24 protein-coding genes are annotated in these 24,520 nt (G+C 71.2%); 10 read left to right on the top strand and 14 right to left on the bottom strand.

From position 1 onward, the window contains the following. Positions 1-34 precede the first annotated feature (34 nt). The 3 genes from OG623_RS04795 to OG623_RS04785 all read left to right on the top strand — a co-directional run bounded on the left by OG623_RS04795 (position 35) and on the right by OG623_RS04785 (position 3,274). Entirely contained in the window at positions 35-874 is an 840-nt protein-coding gene (locus tag OG623_RS04795) for a carbohydrate ABC transporter permease (protein ID WP_406151677.1), read from the top strand. Between the two features lie 37 nt (positions 875-911). Then, on the top strand, positions 912-2,291 hold the full coding sequence (locus tag OG623_RS04790; protein ID WP_406144565.1) for a GH1 family beta-glucosidase: 1,380 nt from the start codon (positions 912-914) through the stop codon (positions 2,289-2,291). Between the two features lie 134 nt (positions 2,292-2,425). Then, the gene (locus tag OG623_RS04785; protein ID WP_406144563.1) at positions 2,426-3,274 is read left to right on the top strand and encodes an inositol monophosphatase family protein; all 849 of its coding nucleotides are present in this window, start codon (positions 2,426-2,428) and stop codon (positions 3,272-3,274) included. A 62-nt stretch (positions 3,275-3,336) separates the two neighbouring features. Here the strand turns inward: OG623_RS04785 and OG623_RS04780 are convergent, their stop codons facing one another. After that, positions 3,337-4,623 (bottom strand): LPXTG cell wall anchor domain-containing protein, encoded by a 1,287-nt coding sequence (locus OG623_RS04780; RefSeq protein ID WP_406144562.1) that lies wholly within the window; start codon positions 4,621-4,623, stop codon positions 3,337-3,339. 284 nt (positions 4,624-4,907) lie between these two features. Between OG623_RS04780 and OG623_RS04775 the strand changes: the two genes are divergently transcribed. Then, complete coding sequence (locus OG623_RS04775; RefSeq protein ID WP_406144561.1) at positions 4,908-6,323, top strand: phytoene desaturase family protein; 1,416 nt, start codon at positions 4,908-4,910, stop codon at positions 6,321-6,323. 61 nt (positions 6,324-6,384) lie between these two features. Here OG623_RS04775 and ssuE read toward each other — a convergent pair whose 3' ends face one another. From ssuE to OG623_RS04725, 10 genes are all read right to left on the bottom strand, one after another. Beyond that, positions 6,385-6,942, bottom strand: a complete 558-nt coding sequence (gene ssuE / locus OG623_RS04770) for an NADPH-dependent FMN reductase (protein WP_406144559.1) — start codon at positions 6,940-6,942, stop codon at positions 6,385-6,387. Positions 6,943-7,000: 58 nt separating this feature from the next. Further along, a complete protein-coding gene (locus OG623_RS04765) occupies positions 7,001-7,771 on the bottom strand; it encodes an alpha/beta hydrolase (protein ID WP_406144558.1) in 771 nt (256 codons plus the stop codon). A gap of 6 nt (positions 7,772-7,777) precedes the next feature. After that, positions 7,778-9,121 (bottom strand): LLM class flavin-dependent oxidoreductase, encoded by a 1,344-nt coding sequence (locus OG623_RS04760; RefSeq protein ID WP_406144557.1) that lies wholly within the window; start codon positions 9,119-9,121, stop codon positions 7,778-7,780. Positions 9,122-9,170: 49 nt separating this feature from the next. After that, positions 9,171-10,052, bottom strand: a complete 882-nt coding sequence (locus OG623_RS04755) for an ABC transporter ATP-binding protein (protein WP_406144555.1) — start codon at positions 10,050-10,052, stop codon at positions 9,171-9,173. After that, on the bottom strand, positions 10,049-10,963 hold the full coding sequence (locus OG623_RS04750) for an ABC transporter ATP-binding protein (RefSeq protein WP_406144553.1): 915 nt from the start codon (positions 10,961-10,963) through the stop codon (positions 10,049-10,051). Before OG623_RS04750 ends, OG623_RS04755 begins: the two co-directional genes overlap by 4 nt. Beyond that, on the bottom strand, positions 10,960-11,847 hold the full coding sequence (locus OG623_RS04745; protein WP_406144551.1) for an ABC transporter permease: 888 nt from the start codon (positions 11,845-11,847) through the stop codon (positions 10,960-10,962). Before OG623_RS04745 ends, OG623_RS04750 begins: the two co-directional genes overlap by 4 nt. 2 nt (positions 11,848-11,849) lie before the next feature. After that, on the bottom strand, positions 11,850-12,908 hold the full coding sequence (locus OG623_RS04740) for an ABC transporter permease (RefSeq protein ID WP_406144549.1): 1,059 nt from the start codon (positions 12,906-12,908) through the stop codon (positions 11,850-11,852). A 39-nt stretch (positions 12,909-12,947) separates the two neighbouring features. Then, complete coding sequence (locus OG623_RS04735; protein WP_406144547.1) at positions 12,948-14,519, bottom strand: ABC transporter substrate-binding protein; 1,572 nt, start codon at positions 14,517-14,519, stop codon at positions 12,948-12,950. 493 nt (positions 14,520-15,012) lie between these two features. Next, a complete protein-coding gene (locus tag OG623_RS04730; RefSeq protein ID WP_406151676.1) occupies positions 15,013-15,855 on the bottom strand; it encodes a DsbA family protein in 843 nt (280 codons plus the stop codon). A 50-nt stretch (positions 15,856-15,905) separates the two neighbouring features. Beyond that, complete coding sequence (locus OG623_RS04725) at positions 15,906-16,340, bottom strand: RrF2 family transcriptional regulator (protein ID WP_406144545.1); 435 nt, start codon at positions 16,338-16,340, stop codon at positions 15,906-15,908. A 152-nt stretch (positions 16,341-16,492) separates the two neighbouring features. Between OG623_RS04725 and OG623_RS04720 the strand changes: the two genes are divergently transcribed. Further along, positions 16,493-17,002, top strand: coding sequence for a cupin domain-containing protein (locus OG623_RS04720; protein WP_406144543.1), 510 nt, complete (start codon positions 16,493-16,495; stop codon positions 17,000-17,002). 109 nt (positions 17,003-17,111) lie between these two features. Here OG623_RS04720 and OG623_RS04715 read toward each other — a convergent pair whose 3' ends face one another. Further along, the gene (locus OG623_RS04715; RefSeq protein ID WP_406144541.1) at positions 17,112-18,338 is read right to left on the bottom strand and encodes a right-handed parallel beta-helix repeat-containing protein; all 1,227 of its coding nucleotides are present in this window, start codon (positions 18,336-18,338) and stop codon (positions 17,112-17,114) included. Positions 18,339-18,587: 249 nt separating this feature from the next. Between OG623_RS04715 and OG623_RS04710 the strand changes: the two genes are divergently transcribed. Both OG623_RS04710 and OG623_RS04705 read left to right on the top strand, forming a co-directional pair. Then, the gene (locus OG623_RS04710; protein ID WP_406144540.1) at positions 18,588-20,069 is read left to right on the top strand and encodes an AlkA N-terminal domain-containing protein; all 1,482 of its coding nucleotides are present in this window, start codon (positions 18,588-18,590) and stop codon (positions 20,067-20,069) included. A gap of 17 nt (positions 20,070-20,086) precedes the next feature. Beyond that, complete coding sequence (locus OG623_RS04705) at positions 20,087-20,605, top strand: methylated-DNA--[protein]-cysteine S-methyltransferase (protein WP_406144539.1); 519 nt, start codon at positions 20,087-20,089, stop codon at positions 20,603-20,605. Between the two features lie 55 nt (positions 20,606-20,660). Here the strand turns inward: OG623_RS04705 and OG623_RS04700 are convergent, their stop codons facing one another. Both OG623_RS04700 and OG623_RS04695 read right to left on the bottom strand, forming a co-directional pair. Then, positions 20,661-21,245, bottom strand: a complete 585-nt coding sequence (locus OG623_RS04700; protein ID WP_406144537.1) for a TMEM165/GDT1 family protein — start codon at positions 21,243-21,245, stop codon at positions 20,661-20,663. Positions 21,246-21,507: 262 nt separating this feature from the next. Continuing rightward, entirely contained in the window at positions 21,508-22,371 is an 864-nt protein-coding gene (locus OG623_RS04695) for a LysR family transcriptional regulator (RefSeq protein ID WP_406144535.1), read from the bottom strand. Positions 22,372-22,441: 70 nt separating this feature from the next. Here OG623_RS04695 and OG623_RS04690 point away from each other — a divergent pair, with 70 nt between their 5' ends. From OG623_RS04690 to OG623_RS04680, 3 genes are all read left to right on the top strand, one after another. Continuing rightward, the gene (locus tag OG623_RS04690) at positions 22,442-22,759 is read left to right on the top strand and encodes a hypothetical protein (RefSeq protein ID WP_406144533.1); all 318 of its coding nucleotides are present in this window, start codon (positions 22,442-22,444) and stop codon (positions 22,757-22,759) included. A gap of 20 nt (positions 22,760-22,779) precedes the next feature. After that, positions 22,780-23,094, top strand: coding sequence for a hypothetical protein (locus OG623_RS04685; protein WP_406144531.1), 315 nt, complete (start codon positions 22,780-22,782; stop codon positions 23,092-23,094). Between the two features lie 63 nt (positions 23,095-23,157). After that, complete coding sequence (locus tag OG623_RS04680) at positions 23,158-24,273, top strand: glycerate kinase (RefSeq protein ID WP_406151674.1); 1,116 nt, start codon at positions 23,158-23,160, stop codon at positions 24,271-24,273. Positions 24,274-24,520: the final 247 nt, after the last annotated feature.

Below are 24,520 nucleotides of genomic sequence, written 5' to 3'. Positions count from 1 at the left end.
CGTCCTGGGAGGCCGCCGCGCCCCGCGCTCGCCGATGGCCTCCCCGCGCTCGTTCATCTGGGCACGGCGGGTCTTCCTGACCCTGCTGGCGGGCTTCGTCCTGCTGCCCGTGTACGTCATGATCTCCAGCTCGCTCAAGCCGCTGGAGGATGTGTCGGGCAAGTTCCAGTGGATCCCCACCGGACTGACGATCCGCCCGTACTTCGACATCTGGGGGACGGTGCCGCTCGGCCGGTACTTCGTCAACTCGCTGATCGTGGCGGGCTCAGCGACCGTACTCTCCGTGATCATCGCGGTGTTCGCGGCCTACGCCGTCAGCCGCTACACGTTCCGCGGGAAGCGCGTCTTCACCGTCACGGTGCTGTCCACGCAGATGTTCCCCGGCATCCTGTTCCTGCTGCCGCTGTTCCTGATCTACGTGAACATCGGGGAGGCCACCGGCATCGCGCTGTTCGGCTCGCGCGGTGGTCTGATCCTCACCTACCTCACCTTCTCGCTGCCCTTCTCGATCTGGATGCTCATCGGGTACTTCGAGTCCGTGCCGAGGGAGCTGGACGAGGCCGCCATGGTGGACGGATGCGGGCCGCTCAAGGCCCTGTTCCGTGTCGTGGTGCCCGCGGCGATTCCCGGCATCGTCGCCGTGGCCGTGTACGCGTTCATGACGGCCTGGGGCGAGGTGCTGTTCGCCTCCGTCATGACCACGGAGACCACCCGCACCCTCGCCGTCGGCCTCCAGGGCTACTCCACCCAGAACGACGTGTACTGGAACCAGATCATGGCCGCCTCGCTCGTCGTGAGCATTCCCGTGGTCGCCGGGTTCCTGCTGCTCCAGCGCTACCTGGTGGCCGGGCTGACCGCGGGAGCGGTCAAGTGACCCACCGGAGCCACCCGCCGGCCCACCGCACGAAAGGATGTCCGTGACCGAGCCCATCGACTTCGGAGCCCTGCCGAAGGACTTCGCCTGGGGGACGGCGACGTCCGCCTACCAGATCGAGGGAGCCGTCACCGAGGACGGCCGCTCCCCGTCGATCTGGGACGTCTTCTCCCACACGCCGGGCAAGACCGACAACGACGACCACGGTGACATCGCCTGCGACCACTACCACCGCTGGCGCGAGGACATCGCGCTGATGAAGGAGCTGGGGACGGACGCCTACCGGCTGTCGGTGGCCTGGCCCCGCGTCCTGCCCGGCGGTGAGGGCGAGGTCAACCTCAAGGGGCTGGACTTCTACGACCGGCTGATCGACGGGCTGCTGGAAGCGGGCATCACCCCCAGCGTCACCGTCTACCACTGGGACCTGCCCCAGGTGCTCCAGGACCGCGGCGGCTGGGCGGCCCGCGACACCGCCCACCACCTCGCCGCGTACGCGTCGGTGCTTGCCGAGCGGCTCGGCGACCGGGTCACCCGGTGGGCGACGCTCAACGAACCGCTGTGCTCCGCGTGGATCGGCCACCTCGAAGGGCGGATGGCCCCGGGCATCACCGATCTCACCACCGCCGTGCGGGCCGCCTACCACCTGCTGCTCGGACACGGCCTGGCCACCGAGGCGATCCGTGCCGCCGCCCCGGGTGCCCGGGTGGGCATCGTCAACAACCTCTCCACCGTCGCCCCCGCATCGGACAGCGCCGAGGACATCGCGGCGGCCCGCCGCATGGACGGACACACCAACCGCTGGTGGCTCGACCCGGTGCACGGCCGTGGCTTCCCCGAGGACATGGTCGACATCTACGGCGTGGACCTGCCCGTCCGCGACGGAGACCTGCGGACCATCGCCACCGACCTCGACTGGCTGGGACTCAACTACTACTTCCCCGCCGTCGTCGAGGACGACCCGGACGGCCCCGCGCCCTTCGCCCGCCAGGTGGACCGGTCGCACCGCCCGCGCACCGGCATGGACTGGGAGGTCGACGCGAGCGGCATCGAGTCGTTGCTGCTGCGCCTCACCGAGGAGTACGGGGCGCGCGAGCTGTACGTCACCGAGAACGGCTCCTCCTACCCGGACGTGATCGGTGCCGACGGCGTCATCGACGACTCCGAACGCATCGCCTACCTGCACGACCACCTGGCGGCCTGCGCCCGTGCGGCCCGCAAGGGAGCCCCGCTCGCCGGCTACTACGCCTGGTCGCTGCTGGACAACTACGAATGGGCGTACGGCTACGACAAGCGCTTCGGCCTGGTCCACGTCGACTACGGGACGCAGCGCCGCACCGTGAAGGCCAGCGGTCGCAGCTACGCCGGCATCATCCGCGCGCACCGCGAGGCCCGGAGCCGCACCGACGGCGCGGGCTGATCCGCGCCCGCCCCCGTGTGCCCGGTCCCCGGCGGACCGGGCACACGGGGTGTGCGGGGACCGGGCACACGGGGTGCGCGGGGGCATGGAAGCCCTGCTCGGAGCTCTCCGGCCGACCATGCTTAGCTGGGGCCATGATCGATGACTTTCTGTACGGGACCGCCGGGCACGCCGGGGCGACGGCCGAGGTGGAGGCGGTGGTCAGGGCCGCGGCCGCCGCGGAGATCCTGCCGCGCTACCAGCAGCTGGCCGCACACGAGATCGTCGAGAAGAGCGGCCCGCACGACCTGGTCACCGCCGCCGACCGGCTCGCCGAGGAGCACCTCACCGCCGCCCTGACCCGGCTGCTGCCCGGCTCCGTCGTCGTCGGCGAGGAGGCCGTCCACGCCGACCCCACGGTCTACGACGCGCTCGGTGGCGACGCGCCCGTGTGGATCGTCGATCCGGTCGACGGCACCCGCCAGTTCGTCCACGGTGAGCCCGGCTTCTGCATGCTCGTCGCCCTCGCCCGGCACGGAGAGGTGTACGCCTCCTGGACGTACGCCCCCGTCCTCGACGAGATGGCCGTCGCCGTACGGGGCCGGGGCGCCACGCTCAACGGCACGGTGCTGCACAGTGGTTCACCCGCGCCGGGTGCGGTGCTCAAGGTGGCCATGTCCCACCCCGACTACACATCGGAGGCCCAGAAGCGCGCGCTGCTCGGCCTGCGGACCGAGGGCATCGACGCCCGCGCGTGCGGCTCGGCCGGCCTGGAATACCTCGCCGTCGCCAGCGGGGCCCAGGACGCGGTGGCGTTCAACTGGGAGTTCGCGTGGGACCACGCCGCGGGTCTCCTGCTGGTCACCGAGGCGGGTGGCGCCCAGTCGACGTTGGCGGGCGCCCCGTACCGCATCACCGGAGGCAACGCCCTGCCGTTCACCGCGGCCAGGGACGAGGCGACGGCGGAGCGGATCCTCGCGGCACTGCGGGCCGGCGGGAGCTAGTGCCTCGTGGCTGTGGCCGGTACGGGACTCCCGTACCGGCCACAGCCGTGGTGCGTGTGCTGCTAGTCGGTGCCGGCGGCCGCACGCCTGCGGACGGCGTAGAAGATGCCGCCGCCCGCGATCAGCGCTGCCGCCGCCACGCCCACCATGGGGAGGGTGGAGCCGGAGCCGGTGTTCGCCAGGTCGCCGCTCTTCGCCGACTGCGCGGCGAGGCCGTCGGTGGCCGAACCGCCGCTGGTGGAGGAGCCCGTCGACGAGCCGCCGGTGGTGGACCCGTCGGTCGACGAGCCGCCGGTGGACGAACCGTTGCTCGACGAACCGTCCGTGGAGGAGCCGCCGTTCGACGAACCGCCCGTGCTGCCGCCGGCAGCGGCGTTGATAACGATGTCGGCGGTGTCGTTGTCCGGGTTCTTGTCGAAGGACCGGTCCGCCCCGGTGAAGGAGACCTCGCCCTTCGCGCCCTCCACGACCTTGTCGATCCGCAGGACGAACGGGTACGTCTCGCCGCCGTCCTTGTTCACCCACGCCTGCGAGGTCCCGCAGGTGTAGTGCGTCTTGGAGACCGCGTCGCAGTAGTCATGGGCCTTGACGACGGAGGTTCCCTCGGGGATCCGGATGTCGACGGTCGTGGCGCTCTGGTCCAGCCCGCGGTAGACCCAGGCCGGGCCCTTGTTCGTGAACTTCACCGAAGCGGTGACCTTGTCGCCCACCTTGCCGTCGAGCTCGGCACCGGTCAGCGAGAAGTCGGCCGTGTTCTCCGTGCTGACCTCGCCGATGGAGTAGAGCTTGTCGTGGTCCGCCCGGTCCTTGTCGGTCGCCTCGCCCTTCTCGACCAGCTTCAGCGGGGCGCCGGTGCCCGGCACGGGCTCCGAACCGCCGCCGTCGGACGGTCCGGACTCCACGGTGTCCACGCCCACATTGATCTCGTCGTGCAGGGCGTTGGCCTGGGCCTTGAGCCCGATCGGCTGGTCCGGTACGTAGACGACGCCGGGCTTCAGCGGCTGGTCGAAGGCGCACTCGGCGACGCTCTTCTCCGGTGCCTCGTCGTAGGACGGCTCGGTGTGGTACTTGCAGTTCCCGTACTTGTCCGCCGCGGCCAGACCCGACGTGACGGAGTAGCTCACCCAGACCTTGTCGACGTCCTCGGTTCCCTTGTTCAGCACCGAGAACGGCACATCGACGCCGCTGCCGGGCTGCGCGCCCGTGATCGGCGCGATCGGCCCGACCCCGAGGTCCGGTTCCGCGGCGAAGGCGACGGCGGGCATGGAGGCGAGCCCGGTCATCGCGGCTGCGGCGAGTACACCGATCGCGGCGCGCGAAAGACGTCGGCCGGGAAGGGGGTGTGTCATAGAAGTTCCCTCGTCGTGGCGTGCGGTGGAAGAAATGCCGTCTCCGGCATGAACACTTACCGCACTGGGAGACGGGTGCGAACGTCGAAGGGTTGCACGTACATCTATTACTTCCGGCCCAGGAGCGGACCTGGCACAGGTCCGACACGGCGCGGGCACGGGATGGTCATACATCCGGCACAAGCCCGATGCCGACCCCGGGGGGGGGGCCACCCGGGGGTCCGTTGTCGGTGCGGGTGAATATCCTGGGTGCCCTGGCCATCGGCTGACGAAGGAGTCCGAAGGTGCCATCGATGCTGGATGCCGTCGTCGTGGGGGCGGGCCCGAACGGGCTGACAGCCGCGGTCGAGCTGGCGCGCCGAGGGTTCGCCGTGGAGGTGTTCGAGGCGGGGGAGACCGTCGGGGGCGGTGCGCGCACCGAGGAGCTGACCCTCCCCGGCTTCCGCCACGACCCGTGTTCCGCCGTGCACCCGCTGGGAATCGGATCCCCGGCCTTCAAGGCGATGCCCCTCGCCCGGTACGGCCTCGAATGGCTCCAGGCGCCGCTGTCGCTCGCCCACCCCTTCCCGGACGGCTCGGCCGCCGTGCTCACCCGGTCCGTCGGGGAGAGCGCCATGTCGCTGGGGCCCGAGGACGCGGGCGCCTATCGCAGGCTGGTCGCGCCCTACACAGGGCACTGGGACACCCTCGCCGAGGACTTCCTGCGCACCCCGTGGGACGGCCTGCCCCGGGACCCGTACCGCTGGGCGCGCTTCGGCCTCGACGCGGTGCAGCCGGCCACGCTGCTCGCCCGGCGCTTCCGGGGGGAGAAGGCGCGCGGCCTGATCGCGGGTCTCGCCGGGCACACCATCGCACCCGGCAGCGGCTTCGCGACCGGCGGAATCGCCCTGCTCTTCGCGCTCGCCGCCCACGAGAACGGCTGGCCGGTGCCGCGCGGTGGCTCGGGGGCCATCTCCGAGGCCCTCGCCGCCTTCCTGCGCGAACAGGGCGGCACGATCCGTACGGGCATCGAGGTCAAGCGCCTGGACGAACTCCCACCCGCACGCGCGTACATCTTCGACACCTCGCCGACCGCGCTCGCCAGGATCGCCGGACTCGGCGGCGCCTACGACCACTACCGCTACGGCCCCTCCTGCTTCAAGATCGACTACGCGCTTTCGGGCCCCGTGCCCTGGACGGCCGATGAGGCCCGGCGCGCCGGCACGGTTCATGTCGGCCCCTCCGCCGCCGAGATCGACGCCGCCCTGCGCGCCGCGGTGGCCGGCCGCGACCCGAGCGTCCCCTTCCTGATCACCGCACAGCCCAGCGTCGTCGACCCGACCCGTGCACCCGAAGGCCGCCATGTCTTCTGGGTGTACGGGCATGTCCCGGCCGGCTGGGAGGGCGACGCGACCGAGGTCATCGAGCGCCAACTGGAGCGGTTCGCCCCCGGCTTCCGCGACCTGGTCCTGGCCCGCGCGGTGGCAGGACCGCCCCGGCTCGCCGTCCGCAACGCCAACTACGTCGGCGGTGACATCTCCACCGGGGCGTTCGCCGGGCTCCAGACGCTGCTCAGGCCCAAGCTCGCCCGCGTGCCGTACGCCACCGCGCGTCCGGCGGTCTTCCTCTGCTCGTCGGCCACCCCGCCGGGCCCCGGCGTGCACGGCATGTCGGGGCACCACGCGGCGAAGGCGGTGTGGCGGCGTCTGACGGCGGCCTGAGGGGGAGGGGGCGTCCTCAGCCCGTGGGCGCCTTTTCGGCCCGCGCCCCCGCGTCTTCTCCTCAGCCCGTGGGCGCGAGCACCGCCGTACGTCCGCCCAGCGCCAGGGAGAAGGCGTCGGTGACCTGGGCGAGGGCCTCCGCCGTGCCGGGTGCGACGGTCAGCGTGCCGTCGTCGCCGGTCGTGATGTCCTTGTCCAGCGTGAACCAGCCCGGCACGATGTGCGCCGCCCCCATGGAGCTCAGCACCGGCCGCAACGCGTAGTCGATCGCCAGCACATGGGCCGTGCTGCCCCCGGTGGCCAGCGGCAGCACGGTCTTGCCGGCCAGCGCGAACTGCGGCAGCAGGTCCAGCAGCGCCTTGAGCAGCCCCGAGTAGGCCGCCTTGTAGACGGGGGTGCCTATGACCACTCCGTCCGCCCACTCGAACAGCGCCGTGGTCTCGACGACGGCCGGGTGCCTGAAGTCGGCGCCCAGCAGAGCCTGGGCCGGCAGGTTGCGTACGTCCAGCGGCGTCACGTCGTGCCCCTGGTCCCTGAGCCGGTCGTCCAGGTGACGCAGGAGCCGCGCGGTGCGGGAGGTGGCGGAGGGACTGCCGGAGACGGACAGGATGGTTGCCATGGGAGAGCCCTGCTTTCTTGTCGTGTCGGAAATACGGCACTGCTGTGCGGGGCAGCCGCTACCACGCACTCGAATCGACCGACACGACCGGCACGAGCCCGTTGCGCAAGGTCTCCAGGAAGGTGACGATCTCCGCGGCCACCGAGCGGTGCTGCATGTCGTTGAGTACGTCGTGGTGCGCACCCCGCACCACCGAGAGCCGGGCCTTCGGCAGCGACTTCGCCGTACGCACGAGCGCCTCGCGGTCCGCGAGCGGATCGGCGTCGCCGGTCAGGAACAGCGCGGGGACGTCGATGCCCGCGCCGTGCGCCGCCGCGAGCAGAGCCTCCGGCACCGCCTCGTCCAGCGCGCCGCGCCGGATCCCGGTGTCCTCCGTGAGCCTGCCCCGGTGGGCGGGACAGGCGGTACGCACGTCGAGCTCCTCCTCCCAGTCGCCGACGGCCGTGGTCCCGCCGCCGGGGATCCCCGCGAGGACGACGGCGTCGGGCCGCGCGGCCCGCGGCACGACGTCCCGGCCGAGGAGCGCAGCGACGGCGACGGCTCCGCTGTCCGCGCCGACCAGCACGAGGGGGCGCACGACACCGTCGTCATCCGTGGCCGAGTCCTCGGCAGCCACGGCGAGTTGTGCGCCGAAGCGGTCCAGCGATCCGGTCGGGTCACCCTCGTCGAGGCCGGGAGCGTCGATGACGCGGACGCGGTAGGCGTCGGCGGCCAGTCGGCTGCCGAGCCTGGTGTAGGTCGCCCGGGTCTCGCCCCGGCCGGGCACCACGAGGACGGTGGCGCGTGTGCGCAGTCCCTCGGGGGCGTGGTAGTCCGTGTACTCGCTCATCCCGGATCAGGCTCCGTTCACGAGCGCGCGCTCGGCGGTGTGGCGGTTCGTGGGGACGGGCAGCCCGAGGTTGCCGCGCAGGGTGTCGGCCTCGTACTCGGTGCGGAACAGACCGCGCTTCTGCAGGAGCGGCACCACCCCGTCCACGAAGCGGTTGAGATCCTCGTTGTTGCGGAAGGCGAGGTTGATGCCGTCCAGGGTGCCGGCGTCCGACCACTGCTCGATGGTGTCGGCCACGGTCTCCGGGGCCCCGACGAACGGCGAGTGGCGGAACGCGTTGACGGACTCGGCGACTTGGCGCAACGTCAGCTTCTCGGCCCTGGCGCGCTCGATGATCTTCCCGGCGCCCGTCCTGCCGCCCTTCTCCGCGAGATGGGCGACGTCGGGGAACGGCGCGTCCAGGTCGTGCGTGCTGAAGTCGTACGCGCCGAAGGAGCGGCCCAGGAGCGCGAGGTTGCTCGCGAAGTCGTTGTCCTCGTCGAAGATCTCCCGCTCCCGGCGCCTGGCCTCCTCGTCGGTCGCGCCGACGATCGGACCGCCGTGGATGAAGACCTTGATGTGGTCGGGGTCGCGCCCGTAGGCGGCCGTGCGCCTCTTGATGTCGGCGTAGTACTCCTTGGCCGACTCCAGCGTGCCGCCCGGCGCGTAGATGCCCTCGGCGACGCGCGCGGCGAGGTCGCGGCCCTCGTCGGAGACCCCGGCCTGGAAGATGACCGGCTGCCCCTGCGGCGAGCGGGAGATGTTGAGCGGCCCGGCGACCTTGAAGTGCTCCCCGGCGTGCTCCAGCGCGTGCAGCCTGGACGGGTCGAGGAAGACACCGCGTTCCACGTCGGCTGGGAAGGCGTCGTCCTCGTAGGAGTCCCACAGGCCGCGGGCGACCTCCACGAACTCCAGCGCGCGGCCGTAGCGGGTGGTGTAGTCGAGGTGTTCGTCGAGCCCGTAGTTCTTCGACGTCCCCGTGTCGAAGCTGGTCACCACGTTCCATCCGGCGCGCCCGGAGCTGATGTGGTCGAGGGAGGCGAACCTGCGGGCGAGGTTGAACGGTGAGTTGTACGTCGAGCTGGCCGTGCCCACCAGGCCGAGGTGCTTGGTGTGGGTGGCGACGGCGGAGAGCAGGGTGAGCGGTTCGAGCCGGTTCAGGTAGTGCGAGGGGTAGGTGGAGTTGATGAACTGGCTGTCGACGACGAACAGCGCGTCGAACAGGGCGTGTTCGGCCGCCTGGGCCTGCTGGATGTAGTAGTTGATGTCGATGCTGGCGTTCTTCGCGACGCGCGGGTCCTTCCACAGACCGTGCTGGCCGGGGCCGCCGACGCCGTACGGGTGCAGTGCGAGATGGATCCTGCGGGACATGGCTGTTCCTCTCGGTGGTGCGGAAAGTCGGTGGTGCGTGCTCAGTCGCTCAGTCACTCAGCCGGGCGCGCAGGGCTTCGCGCTCGGCGCGGCCGGTGGTCCGCTTGTGCAGAGTCGGAGCGGAGCCGACGAGCAGGCGTGTGTAGACGTGCTGCGGGTGGTTGATGACGTCACGGGCCGTTCCCACCTCGACGAGCTCCCCCCTGTAGAGCACGGCGATGCGGTCGGCGGTCCCGGCGATGGAACCGAGATCGTGGGAGATGAACACGAGTGAGGTCCCGGCGGAGCGCAGCTCCTTGAGGATCTCCAGGACCTGGACCCGGTTCGCGGAGTCCAGGGCGCTGACCGGCTCGTCGAGGATGACCAGGGCGGGCTCCGTGACCAGGGCGCGGGCCACGGCGACCCGCTGGCGCTGCCCGCCGGAGAGCTCCCCCGGCAGTCGCCCGAGCAGGTCCGTGGGCAGGTGGACCCGGTCGAGGAACGCCCGGCCGCGGTCGACCGCCTCCTTGCGCGGCACCCCCTGGATGAGCAGCGGCTCGATCAGGGAGTCCTCGATGGTGAGATCGGGGTCGAGGCTGCGCAGCGGGTCCTGGAAGACGTACTGGACGATGCCCCGGCGACGCAGCGCGCGCCACCGGCGGCTGCCGTAGCCGGTCACCTCGTCACCGCCGACCCGGATCGATCCCGCCGAGGCACGCACCAGGCCGAGCACTGCTCGGGCCAGCGTGGACTTGCCGGAGCCCGTCTCGCCGATGACACCGACGGTCTCGCCGGGGGCGACGCTCAGCGACACCCCCCGCAGGGCGCTCCGGCCCCGGCGCCCCCGGCCGTAACGGACATCGAGGCCCTCGACGGCCAGGACCGGGGCGGGAATCTCCTTCTCCTGGACTGCGACCTGGGCCTTGCCGGCCTGTGGCGACGCGACGCTCATGACGCCTCCTCGGGGCTCGGGTTCTCCTGGGCGAGGAACGTGTCCAGGCCGTAACTCTCGTGCTCGGCCATCAGCAGCCGGGTGTACGCGTGCTGCGGGTCGTGCAGCACCGAGCCCGTCGGGCCCTGCTCCACCACCTCGCCCTGACGCATGACCAGGACCTCGTCGCACAACTGGGAGACGACGGCCAGGTCGTGGGAGACGACGACGAGTGCCAGGCCGGTGCGTTCGCGCAGTTCGGCGAGGAGGTCGAGGATCTCGGCCTGGACCGTGACATCGAGCGCCGTCGTGGCCTCGTCGGCGATCAGGGCCCGTGGTTCGACGGCGATCGCCGCGGCGATCAGGACGCGCTGGAGCATGCCCCCCGACAGCTCGTACGTGTACTGGCCGTAGACCAGCTCCGGGTCCCGCAGCCGCACCGCCCTCAGGAGGTCGAGTGCGCGCCTGCGTGCCTCGCGCCGCTTCACGCCCTTCTTGACCCGGATGACCTCGGCTATCTGGGCACCCACCCGGATCGACGGGTTGAGGTAGGACGCCGGGTCCTGGAAGACGGCGCCGATCGTGGTGCCCCGCAGGGCGGTCCACTGCCGGGGCGTCAGCGTGGCGATGTCCGTCCCGTCGATCTCGACGGTTCCGCCGGAGACCTCGAAGTGCGGGGGCAGGATGCCGAGCACGGCCCGGCAGGTGAGGGTCTTGCCGCTGCCGGACTCGCCGACGATGCCGACCGCCTTGCCGGGGGTGAGCTCGAAGCCGACGCCGTGGACGATCTCCCGGTCGGTGACCCGGTCGCCGATCCGGACGTCGCGTACGGCGATCACCGGGGGAGCGGCGGGGACGGCCGTGCCGGCGGACCCGTCGCTCACGCGATCCTCGGTGTGCGGCGGGGCGGTGTTCTGGGACAGGGTCCTCATCGGGAACCTCCCACGGAGACGGGTGCGGACGTGCCGGTGTGCGCCCGGGCCCTGCGCTGGTTGACCAAGGCGCGTCCCGCCTCGCCCGAGACATCGCGGATGGCGTCGGCGAGCAGATTGCATGCCCAGACGGTGACCATGATCAGCAGTGCGGGTGCCACCGGGGCCCAGGGCTGGTGGCTGAGGTAGCCGAGGTCGGAGGCGAGCAGCCCGCCCCAGGTGGGAGCCGGCGGCTGCACGCCGATACCCAGGAAGGTCAGACTGGAGACGATGACGAAGCCCACCCCGATGGTCTGCGCGAGCGCCACCGCGACCGGCGGGAGCACCTTGACCCAGACATGGCGGCGTACGACCCAGCCCACCGAGGCGCCGGAGACGATGGCGGCCTCCACGTACGGTGAGCGGGCCACGGCCAGCGTGGCGGCCCTGGACACCCGGTAGAAGAGGGGCGAGACCAGCGCGCCCGTGACGAGCATGGCCTGGGTGATGCCGTTGCCCAGCAGAGCGATCACGGCGATGGCGAACAGCAGGAACGGCAGGGCGACCAGGGTGTCGGCCAGCCGGAGGGTCAGCCATTCGAAGACCCTGCCGGAGTAGACGGACAGGATGCCGGGGATCGCGCCGACGACGAGGGCCATCAGCGCGACTTCGAGCGACCCGAGCACACTGATCCGCGAGCCGTCGAGCAGCCGGCTGAACACATCACGCCCCAGGTAGTCCGTGCCCAGCCAGTGGGCTCCCGAGGCCGAAGCCAGTGTGTTGTCGCTGGTCGCCAGGGGATCCTGCGGGGCGAGCCACGGACCGCAGACGGCGAGCAGGGCGATCAGCACGAGGATGCCCACGGCGATCCGGCCGGATGTGAGCGAGAGGACGCGGCGCACCATCGTCATACCCCCCGCTGGGATGCCGGCATCACACGCGCCAGCACCAGATTGATGATCAGGTTGAAGGAGACGACCAGCACGATCGACACCACGAGCACGCCCTGTACGGCGGGCACGTCACCGGCCTGCGCCGAGTCGTTGGCGAACCGGCCGAAGCCCTGGAGGCCGAAGATCCACTCGGTGACCACGGAGGCGCCGACCAGCGCGGGGAACTTCTGCCCCATCGTGGCGAGGGCCGGCCCGAGACCGTTGCGCAGGACGTGTGCGAAGAAGATCCGCCGTGGGCTCAGGCCCCGGACCACCGCGCCCGTCACATAGTTCTCGCCGTAGGCCGCGACGAGGCTGGACCGCAACTGTCGGGCGACGTCCGCGATGACGTCGAAGCTCAGGGCGAGCGCGGGGAGCGTGATGTGGGCGAGCCAGGGGCCGAAGCCCTGCTCGGCCGGGATGTAACCGGCCGAGGGGAACAGCCCGAGCCCCACCGCGAGTACCGCGACCAGCACGATGCCGACGACGAAGGCCGGCATCACCGAGATCACGGTGACGAAGCCCGTGATCGCCCGGTCGACGAGGGTGGTGCGCCGCAGCGCCGCCACCGTGCCGAGGGCGAAGCCGACGACCACACCGATGATCAGGGCGAGGACCGCGACCGAGAGGCTCACCCCGAGGCCGAGACCGATCAGCGTGGAGATGTCGGCCCCGTTGACCCAGCTGGTGCCCAGTTGGCCGTGCAGGACGCCCGAGAACCAGTCCCAGTACTGGGCCAGGAAGGACTTGTCGAGACCCCACTCCGCCTCGATGCGCTGGATGGCCTCGGGGGTGGCCTCCTCGCCCAACTGGATGCGGGCCGGGCTGAGTCCGCTCATGGAACGCAGCGCGAACGTCATGAAGGTCGCCACCAGGAACACCGGTACGAAGATCGCGACCGACCGGCCCAGGGCGGCCCCCACCCGCCCCGCCGCATGCCGCGCCCTGACCGCGCCGACCCGGCGCCGACGCTCAGGAGACCCGTGCTCTGGAGAGACGTGCTCAGGAGTGACCTCTGGCGTGGTCGTCGTCATGGGTCTGCCCCCTCTCTGCCGTGGTTGGTTGACGGATGGTCAGGAGTCGCCGCTGATCCTCACACCGGTCCAGTCGACGTGGGCGGGGTTCTTGGGCAGATCGGACAGCGCCTTGCTCTTGGCGAAGAGGTTGGGCGAGGAGAAGGTGAAGATCAGCGCCTTGCTCTTCAGCCCCGCACGCGTCGCCGCCTGGAGTACCTGCTCGTAGTCGGGAGAGTCCAGGGGTGTCTGACGCACCTTCGCGACGGCCTTCTTGAAGCCGTCCGGCTGGTACGGGGTGCTCAGGTTCAGCGGGCCGTCGGGGCCGAAGTGGGCGGTGAGTGTCTGGACCGCGGAGTCACGGCCCGTCGTCGAGTACAGCGAGAAGGCCAGATCCTTGGCGAAGAACGGGGTCGCCCAGTTCTTGTCGATCTTGATGGTGACCTTGATGCCCACGGCCGCCAGCTGCGACTGGACGATCTCGGCCTGCGGATCCTCCGACGGGATGACCAGGTTCAGCTTGATGTCGCCCGGCTTGTGGCCCGCCTCGGCCAGGAGCTTCCTCGACTTCGCCGGGTCGTAGGGGTACGCGTCCTCGGACTTGGCATCGTAGGCCTCGTAACCCTTGGGGAAGGGCTGGTCGGTGGCCTCGCCGTGACCGAACGTCAGCTTGTCCACGAACTCCTTGCGGTTGACCGCGTAACGCAGCGCGTCGACCACCCTGTCGTCGTCGAACGGCGCCTTGTTGACGTTCAGGCTGATGTTGGACGCGTTGAATCCGGGCTGGGAGAACACGTCGAGGCCGGCCTTCTCCGCGGCCGACGCCTGGCTCGGGTCGAGATCGGCGAAGTTGTAGACGCCGGTCCGGAGCCCCGAGACGACCGTGGAGACGTCGGGAGCGGAGACCAGCTCGACGTCGTCGATGTGGATGTTCTTCGCATCCCAGTAGTCGGGGTTCTTCCGCAGGACCGCCTTGGTGCCCGGGATCAGCTGGTCGATGATGAACGGACCGGCGCCGACCGGGCTCCGGTCCAGCTTCGAGGGGTTCGCCGCGGCCTTCGGGCTGGCGATCTGCAGGACGCGCTCCCCGAGCAGCTGCGGTATCTGGTAGTCGACCTGGGTGAGTTCGAGCGTGGCGTCGAGGCCGTCGGCCTTCACCGACCCGATCGACGTCAGGTCGCCGAAGAGCGCGGAGTTCTTCTGCTTCTGCGCCCGCTCGATGGCGGCCTTCACCGCCGCGCCGTCGACCGGCTCCCCGTCGCTGAACTTCAGCCCGGGGCGCACATGGAAGGTGATCCCGTCGCCCTTCTCGTTGTACTCCCAGCTCTCGGCGAGATCCGGGACGGCCTTGCCCTCCTCGTCGGTGCGCGTCAACGAGCTGTACACGAGGGCGAGTTCGCGGAACTGTGCGCCGCTTCCCCCCACCACGGGATCCCAGTGGCTCGGGAAGTAGGAGGAGGCCCACTTCAGGGTGGCGCTGCCGGCCGACGACGAGGCACCGCCGCCGCAAGCGCTCAGAGCCGGCACGAGCAGGGCGACACAAGCGGTGGTGAGGGCAGCGACCCTCAGGCCGCCAGCCTGTCGGGCCGACCGGACATCCGGTCGGCTGCGGTTCGTGAGTCGTGCGGACATCTTGTTCTCTCTGCTGGGGTCCCGGCCCGGAGCGGGGCAGGAGGAGGCGGGGGAGCGGGGGAGGAGAGGGCGCGCGGCGCTCGCGCCGAACCGTCGTCGCGTCTGCGGGCATGTGTCGTCGAGGTGTCGACGCACGGCAGGGCAGGAGCGGGTCCGGTCAGGGACGTCGAGGAACTCACGACCCCGTACGGGGATACGACGAAAGGGCGTGACGGAAGGCGGGGAGCCGACGCGGGGGACAGGCGCGGTTCAGCGGGCCGGCCGGTGCTGCCGACAGAGGTCAGGCGGCGCCTGTGAACGGGGGCGGGCGGGTCAGCGACAGAGTGCGCTGGAGGTGCGCCGCAGGTCCACGTAGCGGCACATCACACCGGGATGCGTCGTGAGCATGGGCTCATCCTGGCGGCAGGCCTCGTCACCTGTCAATGGACACCCATTGGTGTCTCATTCAGCGGGACGCGGCTCAATCGCAGCTCAGAGCGGTGCGGGAGGCCGATCAGGGGGTGGCGGGGTGTACTGACGCCTCATCAGGATGCAGCCACAGCACGCCGTTTCCGGTCCGGACACCGACCGCGCCCGGCGGGGGCCAGACGCCCTCAGCCAGCAGGTCGCGCTCCGGTTCCGTCAGGCTCCGGTGGTGCGCCAGGGCCTCGGCGGGGGAGAGCGGTGCGCAGGCGTCGAGCACCCCGGGCCAGAGCTCGTCGACCGCCGCCGCGTACGCCTCGTAGGGCCGCCAGCCCGGGACCGCGCGATACCCCGACGCGGCGCGCAGCAGGAGCGTCGGCAGTGCGTAGCGTTGTCCGCCGTCGGAGGTCTCCTTGGCCGCGCCCGGGTGCGGTGAGCCGCTTCGTACGGACAGGACCTCGGGCACCGGCCGCCGAACCTCCGCGCGGTCGGCGCGCACCCGCTCCAGCACCCCGGGCGAGGCCGCGTCGGCCCTGAGCCGCTCCTGGTCCAGGCCCGGGACACCGTGCGCGGCGGCCAGCGCGGCCTCCGGGGTGTCGGCGGGCTCGCCCAGCACGAAGACCGTCTCCCGCAGCCTGCGCAGCACCCGTTCGGCCACATTCCCGCCCTGGAGTTCGGCGGCCGCCGCCACGAGCGAGGAGGGCCAGGAGCTGGCGGCCACCCGGCTCAGCCGGGCCGCCCGCGGAGCGCGGGTGTGCGCGCCGATCCGCTCCACATAGCCGGCGTAGTACGCGGCCTCGGCCGCCGGGTCGGGCGCCGGGTCGTCCTCGTCGTCGAAGAGGATCGCGTACGTCCGCCGCCAGGGCACCCGGCCGGCCAGTGCGGTCCGCAGCCTGCGGAACGCGGGCTCGGAACCCCATGCCCAGGGGCACATCGGGTCGGTGTACTCGACCACCTCCACCGTCGGGGTGCCTGCCCCGCCGGTCACGCGGCACCGATCACGGACGGCTGTTCACGGGCGTCGGTGGGCACCAGCGATGCCAGGGTCAGCCCGCCGAGAACCGCCGCCGCGTCCGACTCGACCCGCCGCCACACCCCGGGCAGGCCGACGGCGGCGCCGGGATAGTCGAGCGCGGCCAGCGGCTCACCCCGCAGGGTGATCAGCTCGCCGTCGACGGCGCGTACGACATCGAGCAGGGAGATCTCATCGGCGGGTCTGCCGAGCCAGTAGCCGCCTTCGCAGCCACGCTGGCTGCGCACGAGGCCGGCCCGACGCAGTTCGCCCACCACGGACTTCAGGAATCTGAACGGAATCCCCTGCGAGGAGGCGATGGCCTCACAGGAGAGCGGACGGCCGGGATCACTCGCGAGCTCAAGAAGGGCGCGCGTGGCGTAGTCCGCCTTCGCGGAGATATGCATGCCCACATCATGCCCCGGGGACGGGCCGCGGGCGAGGCTCTTCCGGTGACCGCGCCCCCGCGGTCCGTCCAGTGTTGCGGCAACATTGCCGCAGGTGAAGAGGAAAGGACACCTCTTGACATCCTTTTCGCCGCCGACCTAACGTCCCAGCCATGAGCGAGCCGTTGACGACCCCAGGAGAAGGGTTCCACCCTCACCTCCATGAAGCCCAGGGCCGCCCGGCGGCACCCCTGCGCACCCGTCTGCACCACATCCGCGCGGACGCGCTGGACGGCGACACGGCGCAGACCGGCGGCATGCGCCGATTCAGCGCCGTCAGCGGGAAGACCGTGGGTTCCGAGAAGCTGTGGATGGGCCAGACGCATGTGGCCCCCTCGACCGCGTCGTCGGACCACCACCACGGCGAGTCCGAGACCGCCATCCATGTGGTCAGCGGGCACCCGGAGTTCGTCTTCCTGGACGACTCGGGGGACGAGCCGGAGGAGGTGCGGCTGCGCACCTCGCCCGGCGACTACATCTTCGTGCCGCCCTTCGTGCCGCACCGTGAGGAGAACCCGGACCCCGCCGAGGAGGCCGTGGTCGTCATCGCCCGCAGCACCCAGGAGGCGATCGTGGTCAACCTGCCGCGCCTGTACGCCCTGGACCCGGACGCCACGGCCTGAGCGGCTCGCGCCGCCGAGCCGGGCCACCACCTGAGCGGCTCGCGCCGCCCCGCCTCGGTCCACCCTGCGCAGGGCGGTCGGCGGGACGGCGCGTGTGCCTGTCTCCGTGCTACGGCGTCACCTTGTTGCCGCCGAAGGTCACGTCGAGGGAGCCGTCCGCGGCGAAGGACCAGTCGAGCGCGCCGGAGTAGTCGGAGCAGCCCGAGCCGTTCGTACCCGTCCAGAACTGGTTGGAGCTGTCGGCGTCGCCCACGGTCTTGTCGTTGGAACCGTCGCCGCTGCGGCAGGAGATGTTGTCGCGGAACACCGAAGTTCCCTTGTCGAACGAGAAGTTGCGCTCGACGTTGTCGATGCTGACGTTGCTGGACATCGCGATCGTGCCCGGGTTGCTGTTGTAGGTGAATCCGTGATGCCCGTTGTTGTAGGCGATGTTGCGGCGGACGATGTGGTCGACCTCGATGCCGTCGCCGCCGAGCTTGTAGCCGTTGCGGTCGCCGTCGTCGTTCACGGTCCCGTCGGACAGCGTTCCGTTGTCGTAGGAGAGCGAGTCCTCGATGGTCACCGGGCCGATGGGGCCCGTCTCCGTCTTGGTGTAGAGGTCCCAGCCGTCGTCGATGTTGTTGTGGGACACGGTGTAGCGGAAGACGTTGCCGGGGCCCGAGGTGAGCTTCGAGGCGAAGCCGTCCGCGTCCTCGCCGTCGGAGTCGGCGTTGTCGTGCGACTCCGAGCTCAGGATGAGGTTGTCGGACGGCCACTCGTCGTCGGGGGTGTCGGAGGAGATCCGCGAGATCTGGAGCCCGGAGTCGTGGTTGAAGCGCGTCACCACATGCTCGATGATGTTGTGGCTGCCGCCGACGAAGATCCCGTTGTCCCCGGCGTGTTCGACGATGATGCCGTCGATGTGCCAGTACGCGGCGTTCACGGCGAGCCCGCGGTTCGCCGAATCCTCGCTCATGGCGGAGAAGTTCAGGACCGGGGTCTCGTCCGGGTAGGCGGCGAGCGTCGTGCGGGCGGCCGATGTGCCGTCGTTGCCCGGCGCGATGGTGACCGTCTCGGAGTACGCGTACGTCCCGCCGCGCAGGTAGATCGTCCCGCCGGAGGTGACGCGGTCGATCGCCGATGAGAGCGTCGTGGGGTCCGATTCCGTACCGGCGGCGTCATCGCTGCCGTCCGGCGCCACGTAGAGGGCATCGGCGGCCACCGCGGCCTGGGCGCCGACCGTGCCTCTGTCCGCGGTGTCCGGGGCGGAGGTGGCCTGCGCCAGGGTGCCGGACAGAGCGAGGGCTGAGCCGGCGAGCAGGGTGACACATGCGATCACGGACTTCTTGGTCTGCATCGGTTGTCTCCAGATCGGGTCGGTGCGGCGGTTCGTGGGTGTTCGGTCTGTTGAACAAATGGGGGGACCGGCACCACACTGGGTAGGGAGCAAGCGCTTTCTTGGACCGTAGAGGCGTGTCGTGAGCACGTCAATAGTCATGTACGTGACCGCTGGTCACTGACTTGAACATGTAGTCCGGGTGTCCGTGTCAGGTCGATGTCGGATTCCCGCCAGCCTTCGGGCCACCGCGTGCCCGATGCTTGAACCATGCACACCGACACCGAGCGCTGCGTACGGGCCGTACAGTCGAAGGACGCCCGCTTCGACGGCTGGTTCTTCACCGCGGTCCTGACCACCCGGATCTACTGCCGTCCCAGCTGCCCGGTCGTGCCGCCCAAGGCCCGGAACATGACGTTCTATCCCAGCGCCGCCGCGTGCCAGCAGGCCGGATTCCGCGCCTGCAAGCGGTGCAGGCCCGACACCACCCCCGGCTCTCCCGAGTGGAACGCCCGCGCCGACACCGTCGCCCGCGCCATGCGGCTCATCCAGGACGGGGTCGTCGACCGGGAAGGCGTACCGGGACTCGCCGCCCGGCTCGGCTACTCGGCCCGGCAGATCGAGCGTCAGCTCCTCGCCGAGCTCGGCGCCGGCCCGCTCGCGCTGGCCAGGTCCCAGCGCGCCCAGACCGCACGGGTCCTCATCGAGACGACCGGACTCCCCATGGCCCAGGTCGCGTTCGCGGCCGGATTCTCATCGATCCGCACCTTCAACGACACCGTGCGGGAGGTCTTCGCGCTGGCCCCGGGCGAGCTGCGGGACCGGGCGGCACGCGGGACGCGCGATCCCGGCACCCCGGGGGTCATCGCGCTCCGGCTCCCCTACCGTGCCCCCCTCAACCCGGGCAATCTCTTCGGACACCTCGCAGCGACCGCCGTCCCGGGCGTCGAGGAGTGGCGCGACGGCGCCTACCGCCGCACGCTCACCCTGCCGCACGGGCACGGCATCGTGGCGCTGTCCCCACGGCCCGGCCACATCGACTGCCGGCTCTCCCTCACCGACCCCCGCGACCTCACCCAGGCCATCAGCCGCTGTCGCAGACTCCTCGACCTGGACGCCGACCCGGTCGCCGTGGACGACCAGCTGCGCGCCGACCCACTGCTCGCCCCGCTGGTCGACGCGGGCCCCGGGGGACCCGGGCGCCGGGTGCCGCGTACGGTCGACGCCGCGGAATTCGCCGTACGCGCGGTGCTCGGCCAGCAGGTCTCCACGGCCGCGGCCCGCACCCACGCGGCCCGACTCGTCGACGCCCACGGGATCCGCGTGGAGGACCCCGAAGGCGGCCTGACCCACCTCTTCCCCACCCCCGAGGCGCTCGCCGGCCTCGACCCCGAGGCGCTCGCCCTGCCACGCAGCCGCCGCACCACGCTCACCACCTTGGTGGCCGCCCTCGCCGACGGCTCCCTGGACCTGCGGGAGGGCGCCGACCGGGAGAAGGCCCGCGCGGAGCTTGCCGGGCTGCCCGGATTCGGCCCCTGGACGGTCGAGGTCATCGTCATGCGGGGGCTGGGGGACCCGGACGCCTTCCTCCCCACCGACCTGGGGATCCGCAGGGCCGCCGAACGACTCGGCCTCCCCGCGACGCCCGCCGCGCTCACGGCGCGTGCCGGGCGGTGGCGCCCCTGGCGCGCGTACGCCGTGCAGTATCTGTGGACCGTCGACGACCACCCCATCAACCATCTGCCCGCCTGAAGGCACGAGGAAGAACCATGACCACCACACCCACGACGACCAGGCAGCACACGGTCGTCGACAGCCCGTACGGGGCGCTCACCCTGGTCGCGACCGACGGCGTACTGTCCGGCCTGTACATGACCGGGCAGCGGCACCGCCCGCCCGCTGAGACCTTCGGGGTGTCCGACCCCGGGCCGTTCGACGAGGTCATCCGCCAGCTGGACGCCTACTTCGCCGGCGAGCTGAGGGAGTTCGGCCTGCCGTTGGAGCTGGCCGGCACGCCCTTCCAGCGGAGCGTCTGGGCCGAGCTCGTACGCATCCCGTACGGAGAGACCCGTTCCTACGGCGAGCTGGCCGACCGGCTCGGCAAGCCCGGTGCGTCCCGCGCCGTGGGTCTCGCCAACGGCAGGAACCCGGTCGGGATCATCGTCCCCTGCCACCGCGTCATCGGAGCATCCGGGAGCCTCACGGGGTACGGCGGCGGGCTCGACCGCAAGCAACGGCTGCTCGCCTTCGAGCGGGGGACGGAGGGCGAGGCACCGGCCCTGTTCTGAGCGGGCCGGTCCTCGCGATCCTGTCCTGTGACGCCCGCCTGGTCCCGGCGGGCGCTCAGCCCGCGAAGATCTCCACGACCGACCAGACCGCCAGGCCGAGCATGCACAGACCGCCGATGCGCTGCACCGTCTTCAGCGGCACCCGCTTGGCGATGAACCGCCCGGCCAGCAGGGCCAGCGCCGACACCGACATCAGGGCTATGGCCGACCCGATGGCCGTGGACCAGGCGCCGTTGCTCGCGGCGAGATTCGCGGTGGTGATCTGCGTCAGATCGCCCCACTCGCTGATGAAGACCGCCATGAAAGCAGTCGTGTAGACCGGCCAGAAGCCGGTGACGGTCTTGATCTCCTCGTCCTCGTCGTCGTCATCGCCGCCACTGCGCAGCAGCATGAACGCGCCGAAGGCGAAGAGGGAGGCCGAGACCACCTTGACGATCCAGTCGGGCAGCAGGCCGATCAGCCCGCCCGCCCCGACCGCGATGGCCACGTGAACGATGAATGCGGACGAGGTGCCGAACCACACGTAGAGCGGGCGCATGCGGGTGCCCATGGCCAGCGAGGCGAACATCGTCTTGTCGGGGAGCTCCGCGAGGAAGATCAGCCCGAAGGCGGTGAGAATCGCCAGGGGGTCGAGATGCATTCCGGGTGGCTTTCTGTGAGAGCCGGGCCCCGGGTCTTCCGCGAAGTGCCGCACGGGCTTTTTCGGAGGACCACTCGGCCCGGCATGACCGCAGCACCCACAAGGCGTGGGTGTGTCATACCTGACCGAAGGTCTCGCCCACCCGTAAGTCTCTACGAGCCCGGCCACCGGGAACCCGAAGGCTCCAGTGTGTCGACGACCGGTTTGCAGGGCTACTCCCCTTCGCAGCCGTCAACACTACCTCACCTGCTCCGCGGGGAAATCACTGGTCGGGGCCCCTGTCCTGCCGCGCCTCCTTCGCGGCGACCGCCGCGTCGACGAACGAGGCGACGAGCGGCCGGCGGTCCGTCTCCGGCCAGGCGAGAACCAGATGGCTGGCCGGGGCGTCGGTCACCGGGACACACACCACCCCTGGGGGGACGGGTTCGACGAGCGAGCGCGGCAGCATCGCGATCGTCCGGCCGAGGGTGATCATCTGGATCATCTGCGGTACGTCGGCGATCTCCGGCCCCGTACCGCCGTCGGACACGCCCTTCCAGCGTGGCAGCGTCTCGTGTTCGAGGTCGGCCAGCCGCAGCTCGGTGCGGGAGGCCAGCCGGTGCTCGCAGGGCAGGATCGCGACGCGCCCCTCCACGTGCAGCGTCTCGTACGCCAGGCCCGTGAGGTCGTCGAAGGGCGTGTGGAGCAGCGCCACATCGGCCCGGCCGTCGTGCAGGCGCTCGACACGGTCCGTGGCACCACCGAACAGGATGTCCACCTGACGCGCACCGGGCTGACGGGAGTAACGGGTGAGGATGCCGGACAACAGCGCCGCATCGCCGCCCGCCTTGACCACCAGCCGCAGATGGGCCTCGGTGTCCCCCGCCCGGCGTGCGTGCCGGGCCGCGGCGGCGACCGCGTCGATCGCGTGCCGGCCGTGGTGCAGCAGGGTCTCCCCGGCGGGTGTGAGTGAGACATGACGGCTGGATCGCAGGAGCAGCTGGACACCGAGGCGCGTCTCGATGCGCCGGATCGCCTTCGACAGCGCCGGCTGGGCGATCGACAGCCGCTCGGCGGCACGGCCGAAGTGCAGCTCATCGGCCACCGCGATGAAGTATTCGAGCTCCCGTGTCTCCAGATCAGCCATGCCTCCAGGTTATCGCTCAAGAACCAACAGGTCTTGGACTCCACCGGGGCCGAGAGGGTTCGATGTATGCATGATTCACCACACGATGATCGTCTCCTTCAACGATTCCCTCCCGGACACCAAGCTCGACCAGTTCCTCAAAGGCATGGAACAGCTGATGCATGACTCCGGGACGGTCCAGACCTACTCGGCCCGGCGCCACATCCGGGTGCCCGTCGACGACCACAGCCCGGTGTTCGCGGCCACGGCCGTCGTGCAGTTCGGTTTCGCCGACCTCGACGCACTCAACGCCTCGTTCGTCGCCCCCGGAGTCGAGGAGTTCATCCGGGACTGGAAGTCCCGGTTCCCGTACCAGGTGGTCTGGGTGAACCACGAGCCGCTCGACTGACCGGCCCCGACCAGCTCGCGGTGCACAGCGCGCCGGCCCGTGCGATGGACGGGACGGCGCGCTGTCCGCCGAAGGACAGCGCCGAGCGCGTCGACGGGCCAGGCACCGCGCACGCCTCCACCGGCGGATACGCGACCGGCGACAAGGGGGACCGGGTGATGCGCCGGTGGCCCACCGTCATCGACTTCTCCGACGTCGGCTGCTGGGCGGTGACCGAAGCGCTCGGCCCCACCACGGTCCGCTTCGTCATCGGCGTGCCCGCGGACCGAAGCGTTCCCGCGGACCGAGCAGTCGCTCCCCGTCGGCCATGGGCAGATCAGGGGTGGTCCGGATAGGGTCGGGGCGGCGCGACTGCCTGTTCGAAAGCAAAGGGATGCAAGGTGACGGACGGAGCAGCGATGAAGACCGCCGGCGTGCTCGTGGCGGCGGACAAGTTCAAGGGCTCGCTGACGGCCGTACAGGTCGCAAAGCGGGTGACGGCCGGACTGCGGCGCGTCGTACCGGGGGTGCGGGTCGAGACCCTGCCCGTCGCGGACGGCGGCGACGGCACGGTCGCCGCGGCGGTGGCCGCCGGATTCGAGCGCCGCGAGGCGCGGGTGACCGGGCCGCTGGGTGACCCGGTCACGGCGGCGTACGCGGTGCGTGACACCACAGCCGTGGTGGAGATGGCCGAGGCCTCGGGCCTCCAGCACCTGCCCGCAGGGGAGTTCGCCCCGCTCACGGCGACCACGTACGGATCGGGGGAACTGCTGGCGGCCGCGCTCGACGCGGGCGCCCGGACGATCGTGTTCGGCGTCGGTGGCAGCGCGACGACGGACGGCGGCGCCGGCATGCTCGCCGCGCTCGGGGCCCGTTTCCTGGACGGCGACGGCAAGCCCGTCGGCCCCGGTGGCGGCGCGCTCGCCGGGCTGGCCGATGCCGACCTGTCGGGGCTCGACCCCCGGCTGGAGGGCGTCGACCTGATCCTGGCCAGCGACGTGGACAACCCGCTGACCGGGCCCAAGGGCGCCCCCGAGGTCTACGGGCGGCAGAAGGGCGCCACCGAGGACGACATCGCCGTCCTGGACGCGGCACTCGTCCACTACGCGTCCCTCCTGGGGCCCGAGACGGCCGAGCTGCCCGGAGCCGGCGCCGCCGGAGGCATCGGATACGGCGCACTGGTCGCGCTCGGCGCGCGTTTCCGGCCCGGCATCGAGGTGATGCTCGATGTGCTGGGCTTCGCCCCCGCCCTGGCCCGCGCCACGCTCGTCGTCACCGGCGAGGGCTCGCTCGACGAGCAGACCTTGCACGGCAAGGCCCCGGCCGGGGTCGCCGCCGCGGCACGCGCCGCGGGCGTGGCGACCGTCGCCGTGTGCGGACGTCTCGCCCTCCCGCCCGAGGCGCTGGCCGACGCGGGCATCCAACGGGCCTACGCCCTCACGGACCTGGAGCCGGACCCCGCCGTCTGCATGGCACAGGCCGGCCCCCTGCTGGAACGCGCGGCCGAGGCGATCGCCCGCGACTTCCTGGCCTGATACTCCTGACGCACCGCGATGAGGGGGTTGCCGGACTGTCCGGCAACCCCCTCACGGCTGCGGCGCCGTCAGCCTGAAGGCGTACACCCGACCCGCTCATGGCCGACGAGGATGCCACCGGCCGCACCGGGGACGCCGGTCCGTCACCTCCCTCTGTGCACGGGCACAACCGGGCCGTTCGAAGACGGGGCACCCGCAGCGAGTGCGCCCGTGGCCGTGGACGCACGCCTCGCCCGCTGCTGGTCTG

The organism is Streptomyces sp. NBC_01012 (assembly GCF_045162755.1).
Lineage (GTDB): Bacteria > Actinomycetota > Actinomycetes > Streptomycetales > Streptomycetaceae > Streptomyces.
The sequence above is the reverse complement of the archived record's forward strand: the minus strand, read 5'-3'. Positions and strand labels throughout refer to the sequence as shown.